The following is a 17,713-nucleotide window of genomic DNA, read 5'->3' on the forward strand; positions in this document are numbered from 1 at the left end:
GTTCGTCCACGGCTGGTTGAGCCCGCGTGCCGTCCGCTCCCCCGGCTCACGCTCAGCAACTCCCCAGCGGGCTCCCAGCTTTCCGGCGGCCGGGCCCGACCCCCGTCCGGGCCCGGCCCGCGCTCACCGCGCCGGGCAGAACACGTCCCCGGCCGGGCGCCGCCCGGTCACCAGGTAGTCCGTCACCACCGCGTCGCCGCAGGCGTTCCCGTTGGCGACGTACACGTCGTGGCCGCCCGAGTCCACCGTGACCATCCGGGCCCGCTCCCCCAGCGCGGCACGCAGCTTGAGCGCGCCGCGGTACGGGGTGGCGACGTCCCGCAGGTTCTGCGCCAGCAGGACGTTCGCCGGGCCGCGGTCGGTCACCTCCACCGGCGGCTCGGCGGGCGCGAACGGCCAGAAGGCGCAGGGCCCCACGTTCACCGGCATGCCGGCGGTCAGCGGACGGGCGGCGCGCTCGGCGGCGACGTCCTTGGCGTACGCGGCCGGGTCGGTGGGCCACGCGACGTCGTTGCACAGGGTGCCGACCGAGACCGCGACGGAGTTCTGCACGGCCTGCACGGCCTGGTCGGGCAGCGTCACCGGAGCGGGCATCGGGCGGCGGCCGAGGCCGGCCAGCATCAGCCGGGCCAGGTCGGGGAACTTGGCGTCCGCGTACAGGCTCTGCAGCATGGCCTCGCGCAGCACGTTCCCGTTCAGCTCCGCCGGGTCGGAGCCGGGCCAGGGCAGCGGCGCCCGGTCCAGGCGGGCGGCGAGGTCCAGGAAGAGCGGGCGGACCTCCTCGGGGGTGTCCGCGACCCGGTCCGGATTGCCGGGCGACGCGGCCCACTTGGCGAAGTCCGGGAAGCGGTCCTCCACACCCGGCCCGTAGGCGGCGAGCCACCCGCGCTCCACCCGGGTCGGGTCCGGGTCGTCGTTGCTGTCCAGCACGATCCGGTCGGTCCGCTGCGGGAACATGGTGGCGTAGACGGCGCCCGCGTAGGTGCCGTACGAGGTGCCCCAGGCGGACAGCCGGCGCTCGCCGAGGGCCCGGCGGATCGAGTCGATGTCGCGCGCCTCGTTCGCGGTGGAGATGCTGCGCAGCACCGGGCCGCCGTTGCGGGCACAGGTCTCGGCGGCGCGGCGCGCGTAGGCGACGTTCCCGTCGATCGAGCCGTCGGCGGCGGGCCAGCCGTGCAGTTTGACCATCGACAGGTCGGAGCGGTCCAGGCCGCAGCTGACCGGGGTGGAGCGGCCGACGCCGCGCGGGTCGAACCCGACCAGGTCGAAGCGGTCCAGGACGGACTGCGGGAGGCGCTTGGCCGCCTTGGCCGGCACGTTCAGGCCCGAGCCGCCCGGCCCGCCCGGGATGGTCAGCAGGACGCCGTGGCGCTGGTCCGGCCGGGCGGCGCGGATCCGGGAGACCGCGAGGGTGATCTGCTCGCCGTGCGGATCGCGGTAGTCCAGCGGGACGGTGACGGTGGCGCACTGCTGACGCGGGTCGGCCTGGCCCTCGCAGGCGGACCAGGTGAGGCGGTCCTGGCCGGCCCGCCCGGGGTCGGCGGCGGCGGGCAGGGCGGTCAGCCCGGTGACGGCGAGGGCGGCGGCCGCGGCGGCGGTGAGCGCGTTCCTCGACGTGTTCCTCAGCGTGTTCTTCGGGGTGCTCGTCGTGTGCTTCGTGTTCTTCGGCATGCCCAAGAGTCTGCTGGGACCGGGCAGTTCGGCCCATCCGGACAGCGGGCCGGTCGGGGGTGGGGGAAACCCCCGCCCGCCGGGCGGAGGCCGCGTCCGGGTGCGGCCTGCCACCCGGGGGATGGCGGGTAGGTTGTCCGACGGTGCGCCAGGGGGGCTGTCGGGGGCCGGGTCAGAGCCCGAGTACGGACGGCTCGGCGGCGAGGGTCCGCAGCGGCTCGCGCGGGTCGGCGACCAGCCGGCGCTCGGCCAGGTCGAGGATGCCGCCGACGCCGGTGATCTCGGCGGCCAGCACACCGTCCTCACGGACCAGCCGCTGCACCACCTGGAAGGTCTTGCCGTCCCGCCAGGCGAACGAGCAGCTGACGTCCACCGAGTCGCCCGCGCGCAGCTCCCGCAGGTACTTGACCGTGGTCTCCAGGACGACCGGGCCCACGCCCTTGGCGACCAGGTCGGCCTGGCGGATCCCGGCCGCCTGCAGGTACTCCCAGCGGGCGTGCTCGGCGTACTGGAGGTACACCGCCTGGTTGAGGTGGCCCTGGGTGTCGGTCTCGTACCCGCGGACGGTGATGCGGGTGGTGAAGTCCTGATCGGTCATGCCCCGCACGCTACTCCGGGCGACGGGGTGCCACCTCGTGTCCTGCGTCACCCCTGACACGTCAAGCCTCACACCCGTCAGGCCTCACACCCGTCAAGCCTCACGGCTCAGGCCTCACGTGTCAGGCCGTACGCGTCAGGTCGGCAGGAGCGCCAGCAGCGGTGTCAGGGCGTCCGGGCGCCGGTCGACGGGCAGGTGATCGACGGGGTGGAAGCCGCAGCCGAGCGCGGTCGCGCCGCCGTCGCAGGTCCGGTCGTCACCGACCATCAGGACGTCCGCCGGGGCGAGGCCAAGCCGGGCGCAGGCGGTCTCGAAGATCGCCGGGTCGGGCTTCTGGGCGCCGACCTCGTAGGACAGGACATAGCTGTCGACCAGCTCGTCCAGGCCGTGGGCGCGGAAGATCGGGCGCGGGTCCCAGCCGATGTTGCTCACCACGGCGACCGGGACGCCCCGGCGGCGCAGCTCGCGCAGCACGGCGGCGGCGTCCGGGTAGGGGCGCCAGCTGGCGGGCGCCATGTGGGTGTCGTAGAGGGCGTCCACGTCGAGGGCGGCCGGCGGCTCGGCGGCGCGGGTCAGCCCGGTGTACGCGGTGCGGTGCACCTCGGGGGTCAGGTCCCGGGTGTCCCAGGCCTGCTGGAGTTCGGCCGGGATCCGGCGCGGCGGTACGCCGCCCGGCAGCGCGCCGAACTCCTCCAGACGGTCGATGAGTTCGGCCTGTTCCGGGGCGGAGAGGCCGAGGCCGGCGGTGGCGGTGTGGGCCGCCAGCCACTCGGCGGTGGAGACCACCCGGAAGAGGGTGCCGGAGAAATCGAACATCACGCCTTTGGTCATGGGCCCGAGCCTAGCCGGGCGTTCGGCACGGGCCCGGTGGGGCCTGAGGCCTCAGCGGAGGGTGAGTACCCGGGGGCCGTCCTCGGTGATGGCGACGGTGTGCTCGATGTGGGCGGCGCGGCTGCCGTCGACGGTGCGCAGGGTCCAGCCGTCCGGGTCGGTGTCGTAGTCGTCGCGGCCGCCGGCGGTGAGCATCGGCTCGATGGCCAGCACCAGGCCGGGGCGCAGCGGGTAACCCCGGCCCGGGCGGCCGGTGTTGGCCAGGTGCGGGTCCTCGTGCATGCGGCGGCCGATGCCGTGGCCGCCGAAGCCCTCCGGGGTGCCGTACCGTCCGGCGCGGACGACGCGGCCGATGGCGTGGGAGATGTCGCCGGTCCGGTTGCCGACGACGGCGGCGGCGATGCCGGCGTCCAGGGCGCGCTGGGTGGCGTCGATCAGCGCGGTGTCCTCGGGGCGGGCGGTGCCGACGGTGAAGCTGACGGCGGCGTCGCCGGCCCAGCCGTCCAGGACGGCACCGCAGTCGATGCTCACCAGGTCGCCGTCGCGCAGCCGGTAGCCGTCCGGGATGCCGTGCACGACGGCGTCGTTGACGGAGGCGCAGATGACGGCGGGGAAGGGGACGGGCGCGAAGGACGGGCGGTAGCCGAGGAACGGCGAGCTCGCCCCGGCCGCGGTCAGCACGCCCCGCGCCACCTCGTCCAGTTCCAGCAGGCTGACGCCGACCGCGGCCGTCTCCCGTACGGCGGCCAGCGCGTCCGCCACCACCCTTCCGGCTTCGCGCATCGCGTCGAGGGCGGCGTCCGTCTTGAGTTCGACCATGGTGCTTCACTCCCCTGGATCCAATTCTTATACCGGTATTTGTATCACGGTCGACGGTTGGGCGAACGCACCCGGGCCCCGCCGCGGGGAGCACGGCGGGGCCCGGGTGCGTCGAGGTCGCGCCGGACCGGCGCCCGCTGGTCTACGTGATGGTGACGAGGCGCTTGGTGGCGCGGGTCAGGGCCACGTAGAGGTCGCGCTCACCGCAGGGACGGGCGGTGACGATCTCGTCCGGGCCGGCCACCAGGACGGTGTCGAACTCCAGGCCGCGGGCCTGGGAGGCGGGCACCACGGCCGCCCACTCCGCGATCCCGGCGGCGGTCAGCTCCGCCACCCGGTCGTCGGCGCAGACCACCGCCCGCAGGTCGTCCGGGCGGGCCGCGGCCTGCGCCCACAGCTCGTCGGTGACGGCGCCGGTGAGGGTACGGGGGTGGGCGGCGCGGGTGCGCGGGGCCTCGCCGCGCCGGATCGCGGTGCCCGGCCGCTGGTCGGGGGCGATCCGGGCCAGCAGCTCGCGGGTGGTGGCCAGGATCTCCTCGGTGGTGCGGTAACTGACCGTCAGGGTGTGCAGGGCGAAGCGGGTGCCCAGGTGGGGGCCGAGCGCCTCGGTCCAGTTGCGGGCGGTGGCCGCCGGGCCGGCCTGGGCGAAGTCGCCGACCAGCGTCATCGAGCGGGCCGGGCAGCGCCGTACGGCCATCCGCCACTGCATGGCGCTCAACTCCTGGGCCTCGTCCACGACGACGTGCCCGAAGGCCCGCTCGGGCGGGCCGTCGGCCAGGGCGGCGGCCTCGTCCAGCAGCGGCAGGTCGGCGCCGGTCCACGGCGCGTCCGCCGTCCGCAGCAGCTGCTGGCGCTCCTCGGCGGTGAGCGCCGGGTGGTGCGCGGCGAGCGCGGCCGGGTCGGTGAGCAGGGCGTTGACGACGCGCTCGGCGGTCAGGCGCGGCCACAGCCGGTCGACGGCCCGGTCGAACTCGGCGCTGCCGGTGAGTTCGACCCGCAGGGCCTCCAGGTCGACCTCGTCGGCGGCGTGCCCGCCGGCCGCGTCGGCACCGTCGTAGCCGAGGTTGCGCAGGTCCGCCCCGGTGAACCGGTCCAGGTCGAGACCGGTGGCCTCGACCACCTCGGCGTCGATCCGCTCCAGCGCCTCGACGGTGCCGCGCGCCACCGCGTCGACGACCGCGTCGACCAGTTCCTCCGCGAACACCGCCCTGGCCCGGTTGTGCGCCGCACCGTCGGAGACGGCCTCGGCCCGGGCGGCCTCGACCTCCCGGCGGTCCAGCCGGATCCACTCCCGGCCCACCCGGACCGCGAAGTCGCCCTCCGGCGCCTGGAACGAGCGCACCAGGCCGGCCAGCGCCTCGGCCATCGCGGCGCCGCCCTTCAGACGGGCTGCCTCGGGCGCCTCCTCGACGGCGCCCCGGACCCCGGCGAGGTCCTCGGTGGTCGCCAGCACCACGTCGTTCTCGCCGAGCGAGGGCAGCACCTGCGAGATGTACTCCAGGAAGCGGCTGTTCGGCCCGAGGACCAGCACACCGTGCTCGGCGGCCCGGGGGAAGGCGTAGAGCACGTAGGCGGCGCGGTGCAGGGCGACCACCGTCTTGCCGGTGCCGGGCCCGCCCTGCACCACGCTCACCCCCCGGTGCGGGGAGCGCACGATGGCGTCCTGCTCCGCCTGGAGGGTGGACACCGCCGCGCCCATCCGGCCGGTGCGCCGCGCCTCCAGCGCCGCCAGCAGCGGACTGTCGCCGATCACGTCCCCGGCGGCGGGCTCGGAGCCGTCCAGGATCTCGTCCCGGACGTCGCGCACCGTCCGGCCGTCCAGGCTGAGGTGGCGGCGTCGCCGCAGGCCCGACGGGTGCGCGGCGGTGGCGGTGTAGAAGGGCCGGGCGGCGTCCGCGCGCCAGTCCACGAGCAGCGGCAACTCCCGCTCCTCGGTGTGCAGGCCGAGCCGCCCGATGTGCAGGACGGTCCCGTCGGCGTGGTCGATCCGGCCGAAGCACAGGCCCCGCTCGGCCCCCTCCAGCGCGCGCAGTCTGCGGGTCAGGTTCGCGACGGCGGCGTCACGCGCGTGCGCCCCGCCCGCCTCCTCGGCAGGGGCTTTCAGTACGCGCCGCAACTCCTCGCGCAGTCCGGCGAGTTGCTCGTCGAGCAACTGGTGGACGGCGGACACATGGGCCTGCTCGACGGCTGCTTGTCCGGCAGCGGCCTGCTCGGCGGCGGCCTGGTCCGCCTGGGCGGCGTCGACCTGCGACACGGTGAACTCCTTCGTGGTGCGGTGCTTCGAACGTCCCACCGTGGACGCTCAAGCCGGTGACGGAGTTCCTCACCTCGGCATTCGTTTTCGGCGCGGAGGCGGTGGCGTCGTCCGTGGCGGCTGCCGTGGCGGCTTCCGTCGCGGCTTCCGTGACGTCGGCCGTCGCGGCTGCCGTGGCGGGGAGGCGGCCCCGGGGGCCGTGGCGCCCGGCGGGTCGGTGATCCGCTAGTGTTCGGCGGCGCAATCCGATGATCCGACCGCAAGGAACCTACGTGACGACCCCGCCGACCGCCCCCGTCGACGACACCCCGCAGCCCGCCGAACCGATCGCCCCGGGGCCCTGGGGGGCCGGAAGCCCCACCCCGGCCGAGCCCTCCCGGTTCCGGAAGATCGGCCGCCGCGTCGGGGGACCGATTTTCCTGGTCGCGCTGATCACCGCCGGCCTGGTCGTCGCGGCCCAGGCCCGCAAGTCCGAGCCTGCGGCCGCGAAGGTCGGCAGCTGCGTGCACGACCTCGGCCACGGGACCAAGCCGAAGATGGAGCTCGTGGACTGCTCCAAGTCCACCGCGGACTTCAAGGTCACCAAGGTGGTCCACGACGGTGACGCCAAGCACGCCTGCGACACCGAGCCGGAGGAGGTCTTCGGCTCCTACAGCGAGGAGCGCTCGAGCAGCAGCGTCATCCTCTGCCTGGCCCTGAACCCCACGCGCCCCGGCGGCCCGGCCCCCCTCCCCAGCTGGCCCGAGCAGTAGGCCCGAGCGGCAGGCCCGAACCGGGGCGTGGCCCGCAGTAGACTCGGCGCCATGGTGAGGACTCCGCTGACCCCGTGGGAGCGCGAGCGCGGGGAGCGCTTCGGGGCGCTGCTGCGCGAGGCGCGTGGCGAGCGCAGCATGGTCGAGGTGGCGGCGGTGGCCGGCGTCTCGGCCGAGACCCTGCGCAAGATCGAGACCGGCCGGGCACCCACGCCGTCCTTCTTCACCATCGCGGCGCTGGCCTTCGCGCTCGACCTGTCGCTGGACGAACTCGCCTCCGCCTGCGCGCTGCCGGCGGACGGCGAGCCCGGCGAGGCACTCTCGGCCTGACGGTCGAGGCGCCGACGGTCGAGGTGCTGACGGACGAGGTGCTGACGGACGGGGCACAGACGGACGACGGCCCGCCCGGCGCGTGGTGCGCCGGGCGGGCCGTCCCCGTCCACCGGGGCCGGGCGGGTCAGCCGACCGAGCTGTTGTAGCTCTCGATCGCCGGCTGCAGCTCCTTGGCCGCGTCGGCCAGCGCCTGCTGGGCCGGCTTGCTGCCCGCGATGGTCTGCTCGATCGCGGTCTCCACGCCCTTGCGGGCCTGCGGCATCACACCGAGCAGGCAGCCGGCCGTGGCCGGGGTCGGCTTGGTGGCCTTCAGCTGGTCGATCGCGGTCTGGAACTGCGGGTACTTGGCCACCCACTCCTTGTCCTTGGGGTCGTCCAGGGACTTCTTGTTGACCGGGAAGTAGCCGGTGCCGGTGTGCCAGGCGGCCTGCTGCTCGGGGGCCGTCAGGAACTTCTCGAACTCCCAGGCCGCGCGCTTCTCGGCGTCCGAGTGGCCGGGGCCGCTGATCCACAGCGAGGCACCGCCGATCACCGGGCCGCCCTGGTCGGCGGCGGTGACCTTCGGGAAGGCCGCCGTGCCGACGCCGAACTTCGCGGCCTCGGTGTAGCCGCGCAGCACGCCGGTGGACTCCAGGTGCATCGCGACCGTGCCGGCCTTGAAGGCGGCCTGGGCGTCGTCGGTGGTGCGGCCGGTGTTGGCCGCGTAGCCGCCCTTGACCAGGTCGGCCCACCACTGGACGATCCGGGCGCCCTGCGCGGAGTCGAAGACGACCTTGCCGGCCTTGTTGCTGCGGCCGTTGTCGTTGTCGCAGTACATGGTGCCGGACTCGGCCAGCAGCTGCTCGACGAACCAGCCGTAGATGGCGGCGCCGAAGCCGTAGCGGACGGTCTTGCCGTCGGCGTCCTTCTTGGTCAGCTTCTTCGCCAGCTCGCCCAGCTCGTCGAGGTCCTTGGGCGCCTGCGCCGGGTCGAGGCCGGCCTCCTTGAACGCGTCGGTGTTCAGGTAGAGCAGCGGCATCGAGGAGTTGAACGGCATCGACTGGAGCTTGCCGCCGACCGAGTAGTAGTTGCGGATGTTGGCGTCCAGGTCGTCCAGCGAGAAGGCGTCCTTGTCGGCGAAGGCCTGGGCCGGGACGGTCTGCTTGGAGTCGATCATGAAGCGGGTACCGATGTCGTAGACCTGCACCAGGGCGGGGGTGCCCTTCTGCTGCACCGCGGCCTTGTACTTGGTGACCAGCTCGTCGTACTTGCCCTGGAACTGCGGCTTGATCTCGATCTTGCCCTGGTGCGCGGCGTTGAACTGGTTGACCAGCCCGGTGAGCACCTCGGCGTTCTTGCCGGTCATCGAGTGCCAGAACTCGACGCCGGTCACGCCGGAGGCCTGGTCGAGCGCCTGGGCGCCGGGCGCGGCGGCGTCGTTGGAGCCGCCGGAGCCGGATCCGGAGTCGCCGGAGGAACTGCAGGCGGTCAGGGACAGGCCGGCCACCAGCAGGGCCGCGAGCGCGCGTGCACTCTTGTTCACGAGGGATCTCTCTCTGGTCGAAGCAGACGGACGGACGTGGAGCGGGTCAGCGCACCGCGTGGAGCGGGTCAGCGCACCGCGCCCGCGGTGAGGCCGCGGACGATGAAGCGCTGGCCGAAGACCACCAGGGCGAGGGTGGGCAGCAGGGAGAGGACGACACCGGCCAGGATCAGTCCGGGGTCGGCCATCTCGGAGTCGCGCAGCGAGGTCAGACCGATCTGCAGGGTCTGCATGTTCGCCGTGCGGGTGATGATCAGCGGCCAGAAGTACTGGTTCCAGGCGGACAGGAACACGTAGATCGACAGCGCCGCGAGCGCGGGCTTGTTCAGCGGGACGACGATCCGCCACAGGAAGCGCCAGTGGCCGGCGCCGTCGATCCGGGCCGCGTCCCGCAGTTCCCCGGGCAGCTGGCGGAACGCCTGGCGCAGCATGAAGGTGCCGAATCCGGAGGCGAGGAAGGGCAGCACCAGACCGAAGTAGGTGTTGCCTAGCCCCCAGCCCGACAGCGTCAGGTAGTTGGGGATGATGATGGCCTCCCACGGGACCATCAGCGTCGCCAGGAACACCCCGAACACCGCCGCCCGCGCCTTCAGCGGCAGGAAGACGAAGGCGTACGCGGCCAGGACCGAGGTGAACAGCTGGGCCAGGGTGATGACGGTGGCCACGATCGCCGAGTTGGCGTACTGACGGGCCAGCGGGATCGCGTCCACGGCGCCGGAGAAGTTCCGCCCGGTGACCGAGTGCGGCACCAACGCGGGCGGGTACGAGGAGAGTTCGGACGGGCCCATGAACGCGCCGGCGACCGCGTAGTACACCGGGAAGGCCACGGTGACGACGGCGACGGCGAGCAGCAGGTAGACGGCGGCGCGGCCGAGCAGGTCGCGCGGGGAGCGCCCGGCGAGGGTACGGGTGCGCGGGCGGGGCGCCTTCGACGCCTCGGGCGCCTCGGCTTCGGTGACGGTACCGGTCATGCGTAGTGCACCTTCCGCTCCAGGACGCCGAACTGGACGGCCGTGCAGGCGAGGACGACCACGAGCAGCACCACGGCCTGGGCGCTCGCGGTACCGAAGTCGCTGGAGCCGTAGGCGAAGGCCTTCTCGTAGACCGAGTAGACGAGGGTCCGGGTGGAGCCGTCCGGCCCGCCCTTGGTGAGGATGTGGATCTGGCCGAAGCTCTGCAGCGCGTGGACGGTGGAGACCACGGTCAGGAAGAACAGGTTGGGGCCGAGCATCGGGACGGTGATCGAGCGGGCCAGCCGCAGGCCCGGCGCGCCGTCGATGCGGGCCGCCTCGACGATCTCGCCGGGGATCGAGCCGATGCCGGCGGAGAGCACCAGCACGTTGTAGCCCAGGTTCATCCAGACCGTGGTGACGGCCACCGAGACCAGCGCGTAGCGGGAGTCGGTCAGCCAGCCGATCGGGCCGAGGCCAACGTGCGAGAGCAGGCCGTTGAGCACCCCGCTCGCGGGGTTGAAGAACACCGCGAAGACCACCGACGCGCTGGCCACCGAGAAGGCGAACGGCAGCGCGAACGCGGAGCGCAGCAGTCGTACGCCCCGGATCCGGTTCTCCAGGAGCAGCACCAGCACCAGCGCGCCGAGCACCCCGGGCACCACGGTGAACAGGGTGAACAGCGCCGTGGTGACGAGGGTGCGGCGGAAGTCCGCCGAGGTCAGCAGGTCGGTGTAGTGCTTCATCCCGACGTAGCGGGAGGGCGCGCCGAAGAGGTCGTTGGCGTGCCCGCTCAGGTAGATCGTCCGGCCCAGCGGGTAGCCGATGAAGAGGACGAAGACCACCAGGGAGGGCAGCAGGAAGGCCCAGGCGAGCCCGTGTTCACCCCAGCGGTTTCGTCGGCCCGCCCGGGGCGCGGTGTGCGGTGCGGTCGGCATGCGGTGCGCGTCCGCCTTTCGTGATGTCGGTTCCGGCCGAAACCGTGTCCTGCCCACACGACGCGGCGGAAACCCCGCGGTGATCAACCGGTGTCACCGGGATTACGCGTTCGCGTCAGATTTCGGCCGGTCGTGCCCGGAGGGGCGCCCGGACGGGCTCCCGGACGGCCGGTGAGCGGCCGGTGAGCGGCCGGTGAGCGGCCGGTGCACGGCCGTCGAGCAGCCGTTGAGCAGCCGGTTGAGCAGCCGATCAGCGGCCGCCGCGCGGTCCGTCGGCCTGTCGGAGGGGTGCCGTACGGTGCGCGGGTGGACGAAACGGAATTCGACATACGGGCCGCAATGGCCGAAAGTCTGCGCAGCCGCGCGGGCTCCTGGGCCCTCGTCAGCGGCTTCGCCGCGTACTGGGGCGAACCGCTCGGACCGGACGACGGCTTCGCGGACGCCGAACTCGACGCGGCCGAGCGCCGCCTCGGCCTGCGGCTGCCGGCGGCGCTGCGCGAGGCGTACCGGCTGTTCGGCCGACGGGCGGACCTGACCAGCAACCAGGACGTGCTGCTGACGCCGGACGAGCTGTACGTCCTGGACGGCGCGCTGGTCTACCGGGCGGAGAACCAGGGCTGCGCGCACTGGGGGGTGCTGCTCGGCGACGTGGACCGGGAGGACCCGCCGACGGTGTTCCGGCTGGACCTGGCCGACCCGTCGCAGGAGCGCTGGGAGCCCTGGGAGGAGCGCTTCTCGACGGCCGCCGCCGTGATGGCGATGACGGAGAAGCTGTTGGAGGACCACGAGCTGGCCGACTTCATCGAGTCGGAGGACGAGCTCCCGGACGGCTTCGAGGAGCTGCCGGCGCTCGGCCGGGGCTGCCGCTGGTACCGGGGGCCGGACGTGCTGGTCTCGGTGGTCGAGGACGCCTGGACGGCGGGCCGGGCCCGCACCCCGGAGGCCCTGGAGGCCCTGTACGAGGCGGTGCCCGGGGACTGGCTGGGCGAGTGAGCCCACCCCGGGGGCGGGCCCGAGGTGAGCCCCGGGACGAACCCCGCCCGACCGCGGCCCTCGGGTCGCGGTCGGGCGGTGGCCCCCGGTGGGGGTTGGCGGTCCGGCCGCCGGGATGCCGGCCGGCCGGGCCGCCGCGGGGGTTCGGGTGACGGCCGGTCCGGGGCCGGGCCGCCGGACCATCGGGCCGCCACGGGTCAGGCGGAGGAGCCGCCGTCCAGCACGAGGTCGCTGCCGACGGTGTACCCCGCCTCGTCCGAGGCCAGGTACAGCACCGCGGCCGCGATCTCCTCGACCGCGCCGGCCCGGCCGACCGGGACGTCGGCCCTCATCCGCTCGGCCTTCTCGACGGCGCTCTCCCCCGGCCGGCCGGACATCGGGGTGTCCACCGCACCCGGGCTCACCGTGTTGATCCGCACGCCGTCGGCGATGTGGTCGAGGGCGGCGGCCCGGGTGAGCGCGGTGACGGCAGCCTTGCTGGCCGCGTAGGCGCCGACGCCCGGGACCCGGCGGTGAGCACCCAGGTTGGACGAGACGTTGACGATCGCGCCGCCGCCGTTCGCCCGCAGGTGCCCGATCTGGTGCTTCATCGCGAACAGGGTGCCGGTGACGTTGACGGAGATCAGCCGCTGCCAGTCGGCCTCGTCGATGTCGGCGACCGGGCCGAGCGCGCCGATCACCCCGGCGTTGTTGACGGCGACGTCCAGCCCGCCGAGCGACGCGACGGTCTCGCGGACCAGCCGGGCGGCGTCCTCGCTGTTCGCCACGTCGCCGGTCAACGCGACGGCCTTGCCGCCGGCCTGCTCGATCAGCTCGACGGTCTCGGCGAGCGGGCCGGCGGTACGGCCGGCGACCGCCACCCGGGCGCCCTCCCGGGCGAAGGCGAGCGCGATGGCCCGCCCGATGCCGCTGCCACCGCCGGTGACCAGGACGGACTTGTCGGCGAAACGCGTGGTCATGATGTGAACTCCCCTATGTGAGTGGTGCGTTCTGGCGCGGTGGTGGTTCGGGTGTCCGCGGCGGCGGCTGGTACCACCGCGGTGGTTCGCGCTTCCGCGGCGGCTGGTGCGTCCGCGGTGGCTGGTGCTTCCGCGGTGGTTCGGGGCAGGGCGGCGACCGCGACGGCGGTGAGCGCCAGCCCGGCGGCGGCCGCCGCGAAGGCCGCGGCGTAGCCGCCGACGACGCTCGGGCGGGTGGCGGCGAGCGCCATCAGGGCGGCCAGGGCGGCGGTGGGGCCGAGTTCCATGGCCGTGTTGAACACTCCGGCGGCCAGGCCGGTGCGCCCGGGTGCCACCCCGCCGGCGGCGAGGACCGCCGCCCCGGCGAACGCGGCGGCGGCTCCGGCCGGGACCAGGAGCAGGGCGGGCAGCAGCCCGGTGGCGTACCCGCTGTCCGGGGCCAGCCCGGCGAGCAGGCCGAGTCCGAGCCCCGCCGTCGCGAGGCCGCCGGCGGCGACCGGCACCGGCCCGTACCGGGCGATCAGCGGACCGGCCAGGCGGCCGGCGGGCAGGAGGACGGCCGCGTACGGCAGGAAGGCGGCGGAGGTGGTCGCGGCGCTCCAGCCGCGCTCCTGCTGAAGGTAGAGCGACAGCAGGACGAAGGTCAGCGCGGTGCCGGCGGCCGTCGCCATGACGGCGGCGAGGGCGGTGCCGCGGCGCCGGTCGGCCAGGAAGCCGGGCGGCAGCAGCGGGTCGGCGGTGCGGCGTTCGGCGGCGGCGAAGGCGAGCAGCAGGGCGAGTCCGGCGAGCAACGGCCCGTAGACCCCGGGGCTGGTCCAGCCGCGCTCGGTGGACCCGACCAGGGCGTAACTCGTCGCGCTGACACCGGCGGTGGCGAGGGCGGCGCCGCGCAGGTCGAGGGCCGGGCGGCGCCCTGCGGTCCCGGCGGGGTCGGCGGCAGCAGCGGCGACAGCGGGCTCGGCGCCCGGCAGTGAGCCGGCGCGGGCCAGGCCGGTCAGGGCGACCAGGACGGGCACCGCGAACAGCCAGCGCCAGGAGACCGCTGCCGCGACCGCGCCCGACACCACGCTGCCGACCGTCGCGCCGAGTACCGAGAGGCCTCCCCAGGTGGCCATCGCCCGTCGGTAGGCGGCGGGTTCGGGGTGCAGCACCCGGACCACCGCGACCGCCGCCGGGGCGGCGAGGGCCGCGCCGGTGCCCTGGACGAAGCGGCTCGCCAGCAGGACGGGGTAGTCGGGCGCGACGGCGCAGACCAGCGAGGCGGCGCCGAGCAGCGCCAGGCCCCAGCGGAGCGTCCGGCGGCCGCCGTACCGGTCGGCCAGCCGCCCGCCGAGGAGCAGCAAGGAGCTGAAGGAGAGCCCGTAGGCGGCGCTCAGCAGCAGCACCCCCGAGGGGCCGAGTCCGAACTCCCGGGCCACCAGCGGCAGCGGCACGGTGAGGATCATGATCGTGAAGATCAGCACCGCCTGCACCACGCCGAGCAGCGCGAAGCCGGACCGGCCCGCTGTGGTGACACTCATCGAAAGCCCCCTCCCCTATATAGACCATTCGGTCCAGAATGAGCCCAAAAAAACTCCGCTCCACCGGCCACGCCGGGGGTCACTCCGGACCCAGCAGCACCAGCGCCTGCTCGGCGGCGTCCCGCACCCGGGTCGCGCCCTCGCCGGTCTTGCCCATCACCCGCATGCCCTGCATCAGCACCATCAGCATCCGGGCGAGCGGCCGCGGCTCCCGCCCGGCGGGCAGTTCGCCCTGCGCCTCGGCGCGCACCAGGGCGGCGGTCAGCACCGCCTCCAGGTGCCCGAGGCTCGCCCCCACCCGGCGGGCCGCCGACGGGTCGTGCGGAGCGAGTTCGACGGCCGTGTTGGTGACGAAGCACCCGCGCTCCCGCCGGTCCCCGGCCGACTCCTCCGCGTACCGGCGAACCATCGCCCGCACGGCCGGCAGCACCGGCCCCGGCTGGGACAGCTCCGCCAGCAGCACCGGGTCGGTCTGCTCGGCATAGCGCTCCAGCGCCCGCAGGTAGAGCTCGTGCTTGCTCCCGAAGGTGGCGTAGATGCTGGCCCGGGCGATGCCCAGGCCCTCGACCAGGTCGGCCATCGAGGTGGCCTCGTAGCCGCGCCGCCAGAACAGCTCCAGGGCCGTCTGCAGCGCCGCGTCCGGGTCGAATTCCTTCGTTCGCGCCATGACCTGAACGCTAGTCCTTTCGAGACCGATCGGTCAAGAAAAGCTCCACCAATGAAACTTGACGACTTGTGACAACACATGACTGACCATTGACAATTAAACAAAAGCAAGCCTACCCTTACCGACTCTCCCTCCTTCTCCCCATACACAGGAGGCGTTCCGGCATGACCACACGCTCCCCCAACACCCCCCGCCAAGCCGCCGAGGCCGCCAGGCCACTGGTACTGACGGCCTTTCGGATCGTCGTCGGCCTGCTCTTCGCCTGCCACGGCGCCGCCTCGCTCTTCGGCGTCCTCGGCGGCGCCAAGGGCGGCGGCACCGTCCCGTTCGGCCAGTGGCCGGGCTGGTGGGCCGCGCTGATCCAGCTGGTCGGCGGCATCCTGGTACTGCTCGGCGCCGGCACCAGGACGGCCGCCCTGCTGAGCTCCGGCTCGATGGCGTACGCCTACTTCACCGTCCACCAGGAGCACGCGCTGCTCCCGTTGCAGAACGGGGGCGAGGCCTCGGTGATGTTCTGCTGGGCGTTCCTCGCCATCGCGGTGCTCGGCTCCGGCCCGTACGCCCTGGACCGGCTGCTCACCCGCCAGCCGGCGGCCGCGGCGGCCGAACCGGTCGCGCAGCCGAGCTCGACGGGCTGAGCGGAACGGGCCCGGTCGCCCGAAACCGGGTTCGAGCGACCGGGCCCAGACCCACCAGGCCGTACCCAGCCCCACCGGGCCGGGCTCAGCCCTCGGCCAGGTAGCGCTCCACCGTGGCGACCTTGGCGGTGAGGCCGTCGGTGACCCCGGCCCGGTCGTCGATCTTGATGACCGTGCTGACCCGGTTGCTGTGCTCCTTCACCGCCTCGATCGCCGCACGGATCACCGGCATCACCTCGTCCCACTCCCCCTCGATGCTGGTGAACATCGCGTCCGTACGGTTCGGCAGGCCGCTCGCGCGGACCACCCGGACGGCGGCGGCCACCGCCTCCCCCACGTCCTCGCCGATCCCCAGCGGGGTCACCGAAAAGGCTGCGATCACAGTCCCACCTCTCTGGTCGCGGCCCGAGACCGGGCCGCGACCAGGCTAGACCGCCGACCAGGCCAGGCAGCCGGCCAGGCCAGGCCGCCGACCGGTCAGGCCACGGTGGGCAGCGGCGGCTCGACGGCCAGCGGCGCGGTGGAGCGGGCCCGGTGCTGGGCGGCCCAGGAGGCGAGGGCGACGGTGCAGGCGTGGTCCAGGTGGCGCAGCCCGGACCAGTCGAGCTCCACCGGCCGGTCGTCCGGCAGCCGTTCCAGGGTGTCCAGCAGCCGGGGCAGCCGGAGGAAGGTGGCGTTGCCGCTCAGCCGGACCCGGTGCAGCGCCTGGCCGGTCGGCAGCACCGACTCCTCCACGGCGATCTGCAGGTGCGAGGTCTGCCAGGCGGACTTGACCACCGCCAGCCCGACGCCGATCAGCACCCCTTCGAACAGGTCGGTGGCGATGATCGCGACCGCCGTCACCACGAGCACCAGCGCCTCGCCCCGGTGGCCCCGGCAGAGCGCGGCGATCCGGCGCAGCGGCACCAGCTTGGCACCGGCGTGGACCAGGACGGCGGCCAGGGCGGTGAGCGGGACGAGCCCGAGCGCGCCGGGCAGCAGCGCGGTGAACAGCAGCAGCCAGAACCCGTGCAGGAAACGGGAGGCCTTGGTCCGCGCGCCGGCCTGGACGTTGGTCGCGCTGCGGACGATCACCGCGGTCATCGGGAGGGCCCCGAGCAGCCCGCAGACGGTGTTGCCGACGCCCTGCGCGGTGAGTTCGCGGTCGTAGTCGGTGCGCGGGCCGTGGTGCATCCGGTCGACGGCGGCGGCGCTGAACAGCGTCTCGGCGGAGGCGATCAGGGTGAAGGCGACGACGGTGCCGATCCCGGCGGTGCCGGCCAGCGCGCCGAGCGAGGCGCGGTCGGGCAGCTGGACGACGTCGAGCAGGCCGGCCACCCGGACCCGGGCGACGGGCAGGTCCGCGGCGGCGGTGACGGCGGCGGCGAGTCCGACCGCGGCCAGCGGCGCGGGGAGGGCGCGGGCGGCGCGTTCCGGCAGGTATTTCCAGCCGATCAGCACCAGCAGGGTGCCGAGGCCGAGGGCGACCGCGCTCGGCTCGGCGGCGGCGGTCAGGGCGTCCTTCACCAGGGCGGGCAGTCCGGCGATCTTGTCCGGTCCGGTGGCGGGGGCGCGGCGGTCGGCGAGCGCGTAGAGCTGGCCGAGGACCAGGGTCAGGCCGATGCCGGCCAGCATGCCGTGCACCACCGAGGCGGACATCGCGCGGAACCAGCGGCCGAGCCGCAGCGCGCCCATCGTCAGCTGGAGCAGGCCGGTGGCGAGCACCAGCAGGCCGAGCGCGCCGACGCCGAACTCGCGGACGGCGTCGGCGACCAGCACGGTCAGCCCGGCGGCGGGCCCGCTGACCTGGAGGCTGCTGCCGGGCAGGAGTCCGACCACCAGGCCGCCCACGATGCCGGTGACCAGGCCGAGTTCGGCCGGGACGCCGGAGGCGACGGCCACTCCGACGCAGAGCGGGAGGGCGACCAGGAAGACCACCAGCGAGGCGGGCAGGTCCTGGCGCCAGGGCAGGGCGCGCAGCGCGGCGATCGGGGGCCGGGGCCGGCGGCCCGGCGGGGCGTTCTTCCGGGGGCGGCCCGGCGGGCTCTCGCTCCGGTGCGGCGGCCGGGTCATCCGGTCACCACCGGGGGTCGGACGGGGGTACAGCAGCGCATGGGGACGTTCCTTCCGCGCGCCCGCCGCTGCGGGCACGCCGTTGCGGTGCGGGGAGGTGCGGTGCGGGAGGTGCGGTGATTGCGGTACGGGCGGGGCGGTGTACGGGCGGGACCGTGTACGGGCGGGGCGGCGGGACCGGGCGGGTGCGCGGGGACGGGGGAGAGGGACCGCGGA

Annotated in this window: 17 protein-coding genes; 4 read left to right on the top strand and 13 right to left on the bottom strand. The window is 74.3% G+C overall.

The window, feature by feature from the left end; genetic code table 11:
* Window positions 1–123: 123 nt before the first annotated feature.
* From ACYP53_RS23140 to ACYP53_RS23160, 5 genes are all read right to left on the bottom strand, one after another.
* Complete coding sequence (locus ACYP53_RS23140) at window positions 124–1,671, bottom strand: alpha/beta hydrolase (RefSeq protein WP_459648794.1); 1,548 nt, start codon at window positions 1,669–1,671, stop codon at window positions 124–126.
* A gap of 172 nt (window positions 1,672–1,843) precedes the next feature.
* Entirely contained in the window at window positions 1,844–2,269 is a 426-nt protein-coding gene (locus ACYP53_RS23145) for an acyl-CoA thioesterase (RefSeq protein ID WP_459648795.1), read from the bottom strand.
* Between the two features lie 135 nt (window positions 2,270–2,404).
* Window positions 2,405–3,100 carry an HAD family hydrolase gene (locus ACYP53_RS23150; protein ID WP_189918847.1) on the bottom strand — a complete coding sequence of 232 codons (696 nt, stop codon included), beginning with the start codon at window positions 3,098–3,100 and terminating at the stop codon, window positions 2,405–2,407.
* Between the two features lie 51 nt (window positions 3,101–3,151).
* Window positions 3,152–3,919, bottom strand: coding sequence for a type I methionyl aminopeptidase (map, locus tag ACYP53_RS23155; RefSeq protein WP_189918849.1), 768 nt, complete (start codon window positions 3,917–3,919; stop codon window positions 3,152–3,154).
* Window positions 3,920–4,061: 142 nt separating this feature from the next.
* Window positions 4,062–6,089 carry a HelD family protein gene (locus tag ACYP53_RS23160; protein ID WP_459649814.1) on the bottom strand — a complete coding sequence of 676 codons (2,028 nt, stop codon included), beginning with the start codon at window positions 6,087–6,089 and terminating at the stop codon, window positions 4,062–4,064.
* Window positions 6,090–6,445: 356 nt separating this feature from the next.
* Here ACYP53_RS23160 and ACYP53_RS23165 point away from each other — a divergent pair, with 356 nt between their 5' ends.
* Complete coding sequence (locus ACYP53_RS23165) at window positions 6,446–6,925, top strand: LppU/SCO3897 family protein (protein ID WP_459648796.1); 480 nt, start codon at window positions 6,446–6,448, stop codon at window positions 6,923–6,925.
* Window positions 6,926–6,976: 51 nt separating this feature from the next.
* Window positions 6,977–7,255: a helix-turn-helix domain-containing protein gene (locus tag ACYP53_RS23170; RefSeq protein WP_189918853.1), complete on the top strand. Its 279-nt coding sequence runs from the start codon at window positions 6,977–6,979 to the stop codon at window positions 7,253–7,255.
* A gap of 127 nt (window positions 7,256–7,382) precedes the next feature.
* On the opposite strand, the gene ACYP53_RS23175 is transcribed toward ACYP53_RS23170, so the two are convergent.
* From ACYP53_RS23175 to ACYP53_RS23185, 3 genes are all read right to left on the bottom strand, one after another.
* The gene (locus ACYP53_RS23175; protein ID WP_189918855.1) at window positions 7,383–8,780 is read right to left on the bottom strand and encodes an ABC transporter substrate-binding protein; all 1,398 of its coding nucleotides are present in this window, start codon (window positions 8,778–8,780) and stop codon (window positions 7,383–7,385) included.
* A 68-nt stretch (window positions 8,781–8,848) separates the two neighbouring features.
* A complete protein-coding gene (locus ACYP53_RS23180; protein WP_459648797.1) occupies window positions 8,849–9,751 on the bottom strand; it encodes a carbohydrate ABC transporter permease in 903 nt (300 codons plus the stop codon).
* Window positions 9,748–10,668, bottom strand: a complete 921-nt coding sequence (locus ACYP53_RS23185; protein WP_459648798.1) for a carbohydrate ABC transporter permease — start codon at window positions 10,666–10,668, stop codon at window positions 9,748–9,750. The genes ACYP53_RS23180 and ACYP53_RS23185 overlap by 4 nt, the downstream gene beginning before the upstream one ends.
* Window positions 10,669–10,974: 306 nt before the next feature.
* Here ACYP53_RS23185 and ACYP53_RS23190 point away from each other — a divergent pair, with 306 nt between their 5' ends.
* Window positions 10,975–11,661 (top strand): SMI1/KNR4 family protein, encoded by a 687-nt coding sequence (locus ACYP53_RS23190; protein WP_459648799.1) that lies wholly within the window; start codon window positions 10,975–10,977, stop codon window positions 11,659–11,661.
* A gap of 197 nt (window positions 11,662–11,858) precedes the next feature.
* Here ACYP53_RS23190 and ACYP53_RS23195 read toward each other — a convergent pair whose 3' ends face one another.
* The 3 genes from ACYP53_RS23195 to ACYP53_RS23205 form a co-directional block, all read right to left on the bottom strand.
* Window positions 11,859–12,620, bottom strand: coding sequence for an SDR family NAD(P)-dependent oxidoreductase (locus tag ACYP53_RS23195; protein ID WP_459648800.1), 762 nt, complete (start codon window positions 12,618–12,620; stop codon window positions 11,859–11,861).
* On the bottom strand, window positions 12,617–14,140 hold the full coding sequence (locus ACYP53_RS23200; protein ID WP_459648801.1) for an MFS transporter: 1,524 nt from the start codon (window positions 14,138–14,140) through the stop codon (window positions 12,617–12,619). The genes ACYP53_RS23195 and ACYP53_RS23200 overlap by 4 nt, the downstream gene beginning before the upstream one ends.
* Window positions 14,141–14,219: 79 nt before the next feature.
* Entirely contained in the window at window positions 14,220–14,807 is a 588-nt protein-coding gene (locus ACYP53_RS23205) for a TetR/AcrR family transcriptional regulator (protein ID WP_189918862.1), read from the bottom strand.
* A gap of 164 nt (window positions 14,808–14,971) precedes the next feature.
* Here ACYP53_RS23205 and ACYP53_RS23210 point away from each other — a divergent pair, with 164 nt between their 5' ends.
* Window positions 14,972–15,445 carry a DoxX family protein gene (locus ACYP53_RS23210; RefSeq protein ID WP_459648802.1) on the top strand — a complete coding sequence of 158 codons (474 nt, stop codon included), beginning with the start codon at window positions 14,972–14,974 and terminating at the stop codon, window positions 15,443–15,445.
* Window positions 15,446–15,530: 85 nt separating this feature from the next.
* On the opposite strand, the gene ACYP53_RS23215 is transcribed toward ACYP53_RS23210, so the two are convergent.
* Together ACYP53_RS23215 and ACYP53_RS23220 are read right to left on the bottom strand one after the other, a co-directional pair.
* Window positions 15,531–15,827 (bottom strand): MTH1187 family thiamine-binding protein, encoded by a 297-nt coding sequence (locus ACYP53_RS23215; protein ID WP_391551720.1) that lies wholly within the window; start codon window positions 15,825–15,827, stop codon window positions 15,531–15,533.
* A 95-nt stretch (window positions 15,828–15,922) separates the two neighbouring features.
* Window positions 15,923–17,497 (bottom strand): SulP family inorganic anion transporter, encoded by a 1,575-nt coding sequence (locus tag ACYP53_RS23220; protein WP_189918885.1) that lies wholly within the window; start codon window positions 17,495–17,497, stop codon window positions 15,923–15,925.
* Window positions 17,498–17,713: the final 216 nt, after the last annotated feature.

It is taken from the genome of Kitasatospora sp. Ki12, assembly GCF_054601375.1.

Coding starts and splice junctions, on each gene's coding strand:
- ACYP53_RS23205 (WP_189918862.1), bottom strand. CDS start 14,807: ATGGCGCGAACGAAGGAATTCGACCCGGACGCGGCGCTGCAGACGGCC.
- map (WP_189918849.1), bottom strand. CDS start 3,919: ATGGTCGAACTCAAGACGGACGCCGCCCTCGACGCGATGCGCGAAGCC.
- ACYP53_RS23170 (WP_189918853.1), top strand. CDS start 6,977: ATGGTGAGGACTCCGCTGACCCCGTGGGAGCGCGAGCGCGGGGAGCGC.
- ACYP53_RS23220 (WP_189918885.1), bottom strand. CDS start 17,497: ATGACCCGGCCGCCGCACCGGAGCGAGAGCCCGCCGGGCCGCCCCCGG.
- ACYP53_RS23140 (WP_459648794.1), bottom strand. CDS start 1,671: ATGCCGAAGAACACGAAGCACACGACGAGCACCCCGAAGAACACGCTG.
- ACYP53_RS23195 (WP_459648800.1), bottom strand. CDS start 12,620: ATGACCACGCGTTTCGCCGACAAGTCCGTCCTGGTCACCGGCGGTGGC.
- ACYP53_RS23180 (WP_459648797.1), bottom strand. CDS start 9,751: ATGACCGGTACCGTCACCGAAGCCGAGGCGCCCGAGGCGTCGAAGGCG.
- ACYP53_RS23185 (WP_459648798.1), bottom strand. CDS start 10,668: ATGCCGACCGCACCGCACACCGCGCCCCGGGCGGGCCGACGAAACCGC.
- ACYP53_RS23200 (WP_459648801.1), bottom strand. CDS start 14,140: ATGAGTGTCACCACAGCGGGCCGGTCCGGCTTCGCGCTGCTCGGCGTG.
- ACYP53_RS23145 (WP_459648795.1), bottom strand. CDS start 2,269: ATGACCGATCAGGACTTCACCACCCGCATCACCGTCCGCGGGTACGAG.
- ACYP53_RS23150 (WP_189918847.1), bottom strand. CDS start 3,100: ATGACCAAAGGCGTGATGTTCGATTTCTCCGGCACCCTCTTCCGGGTG.
- ACYP53_RS23210 (WP_459648802.1), top strand. CDS start 14,972: ATGACCACACGCTCCCCCAACACCCCCCGCCAAGCCGCCGAGGCCGCC.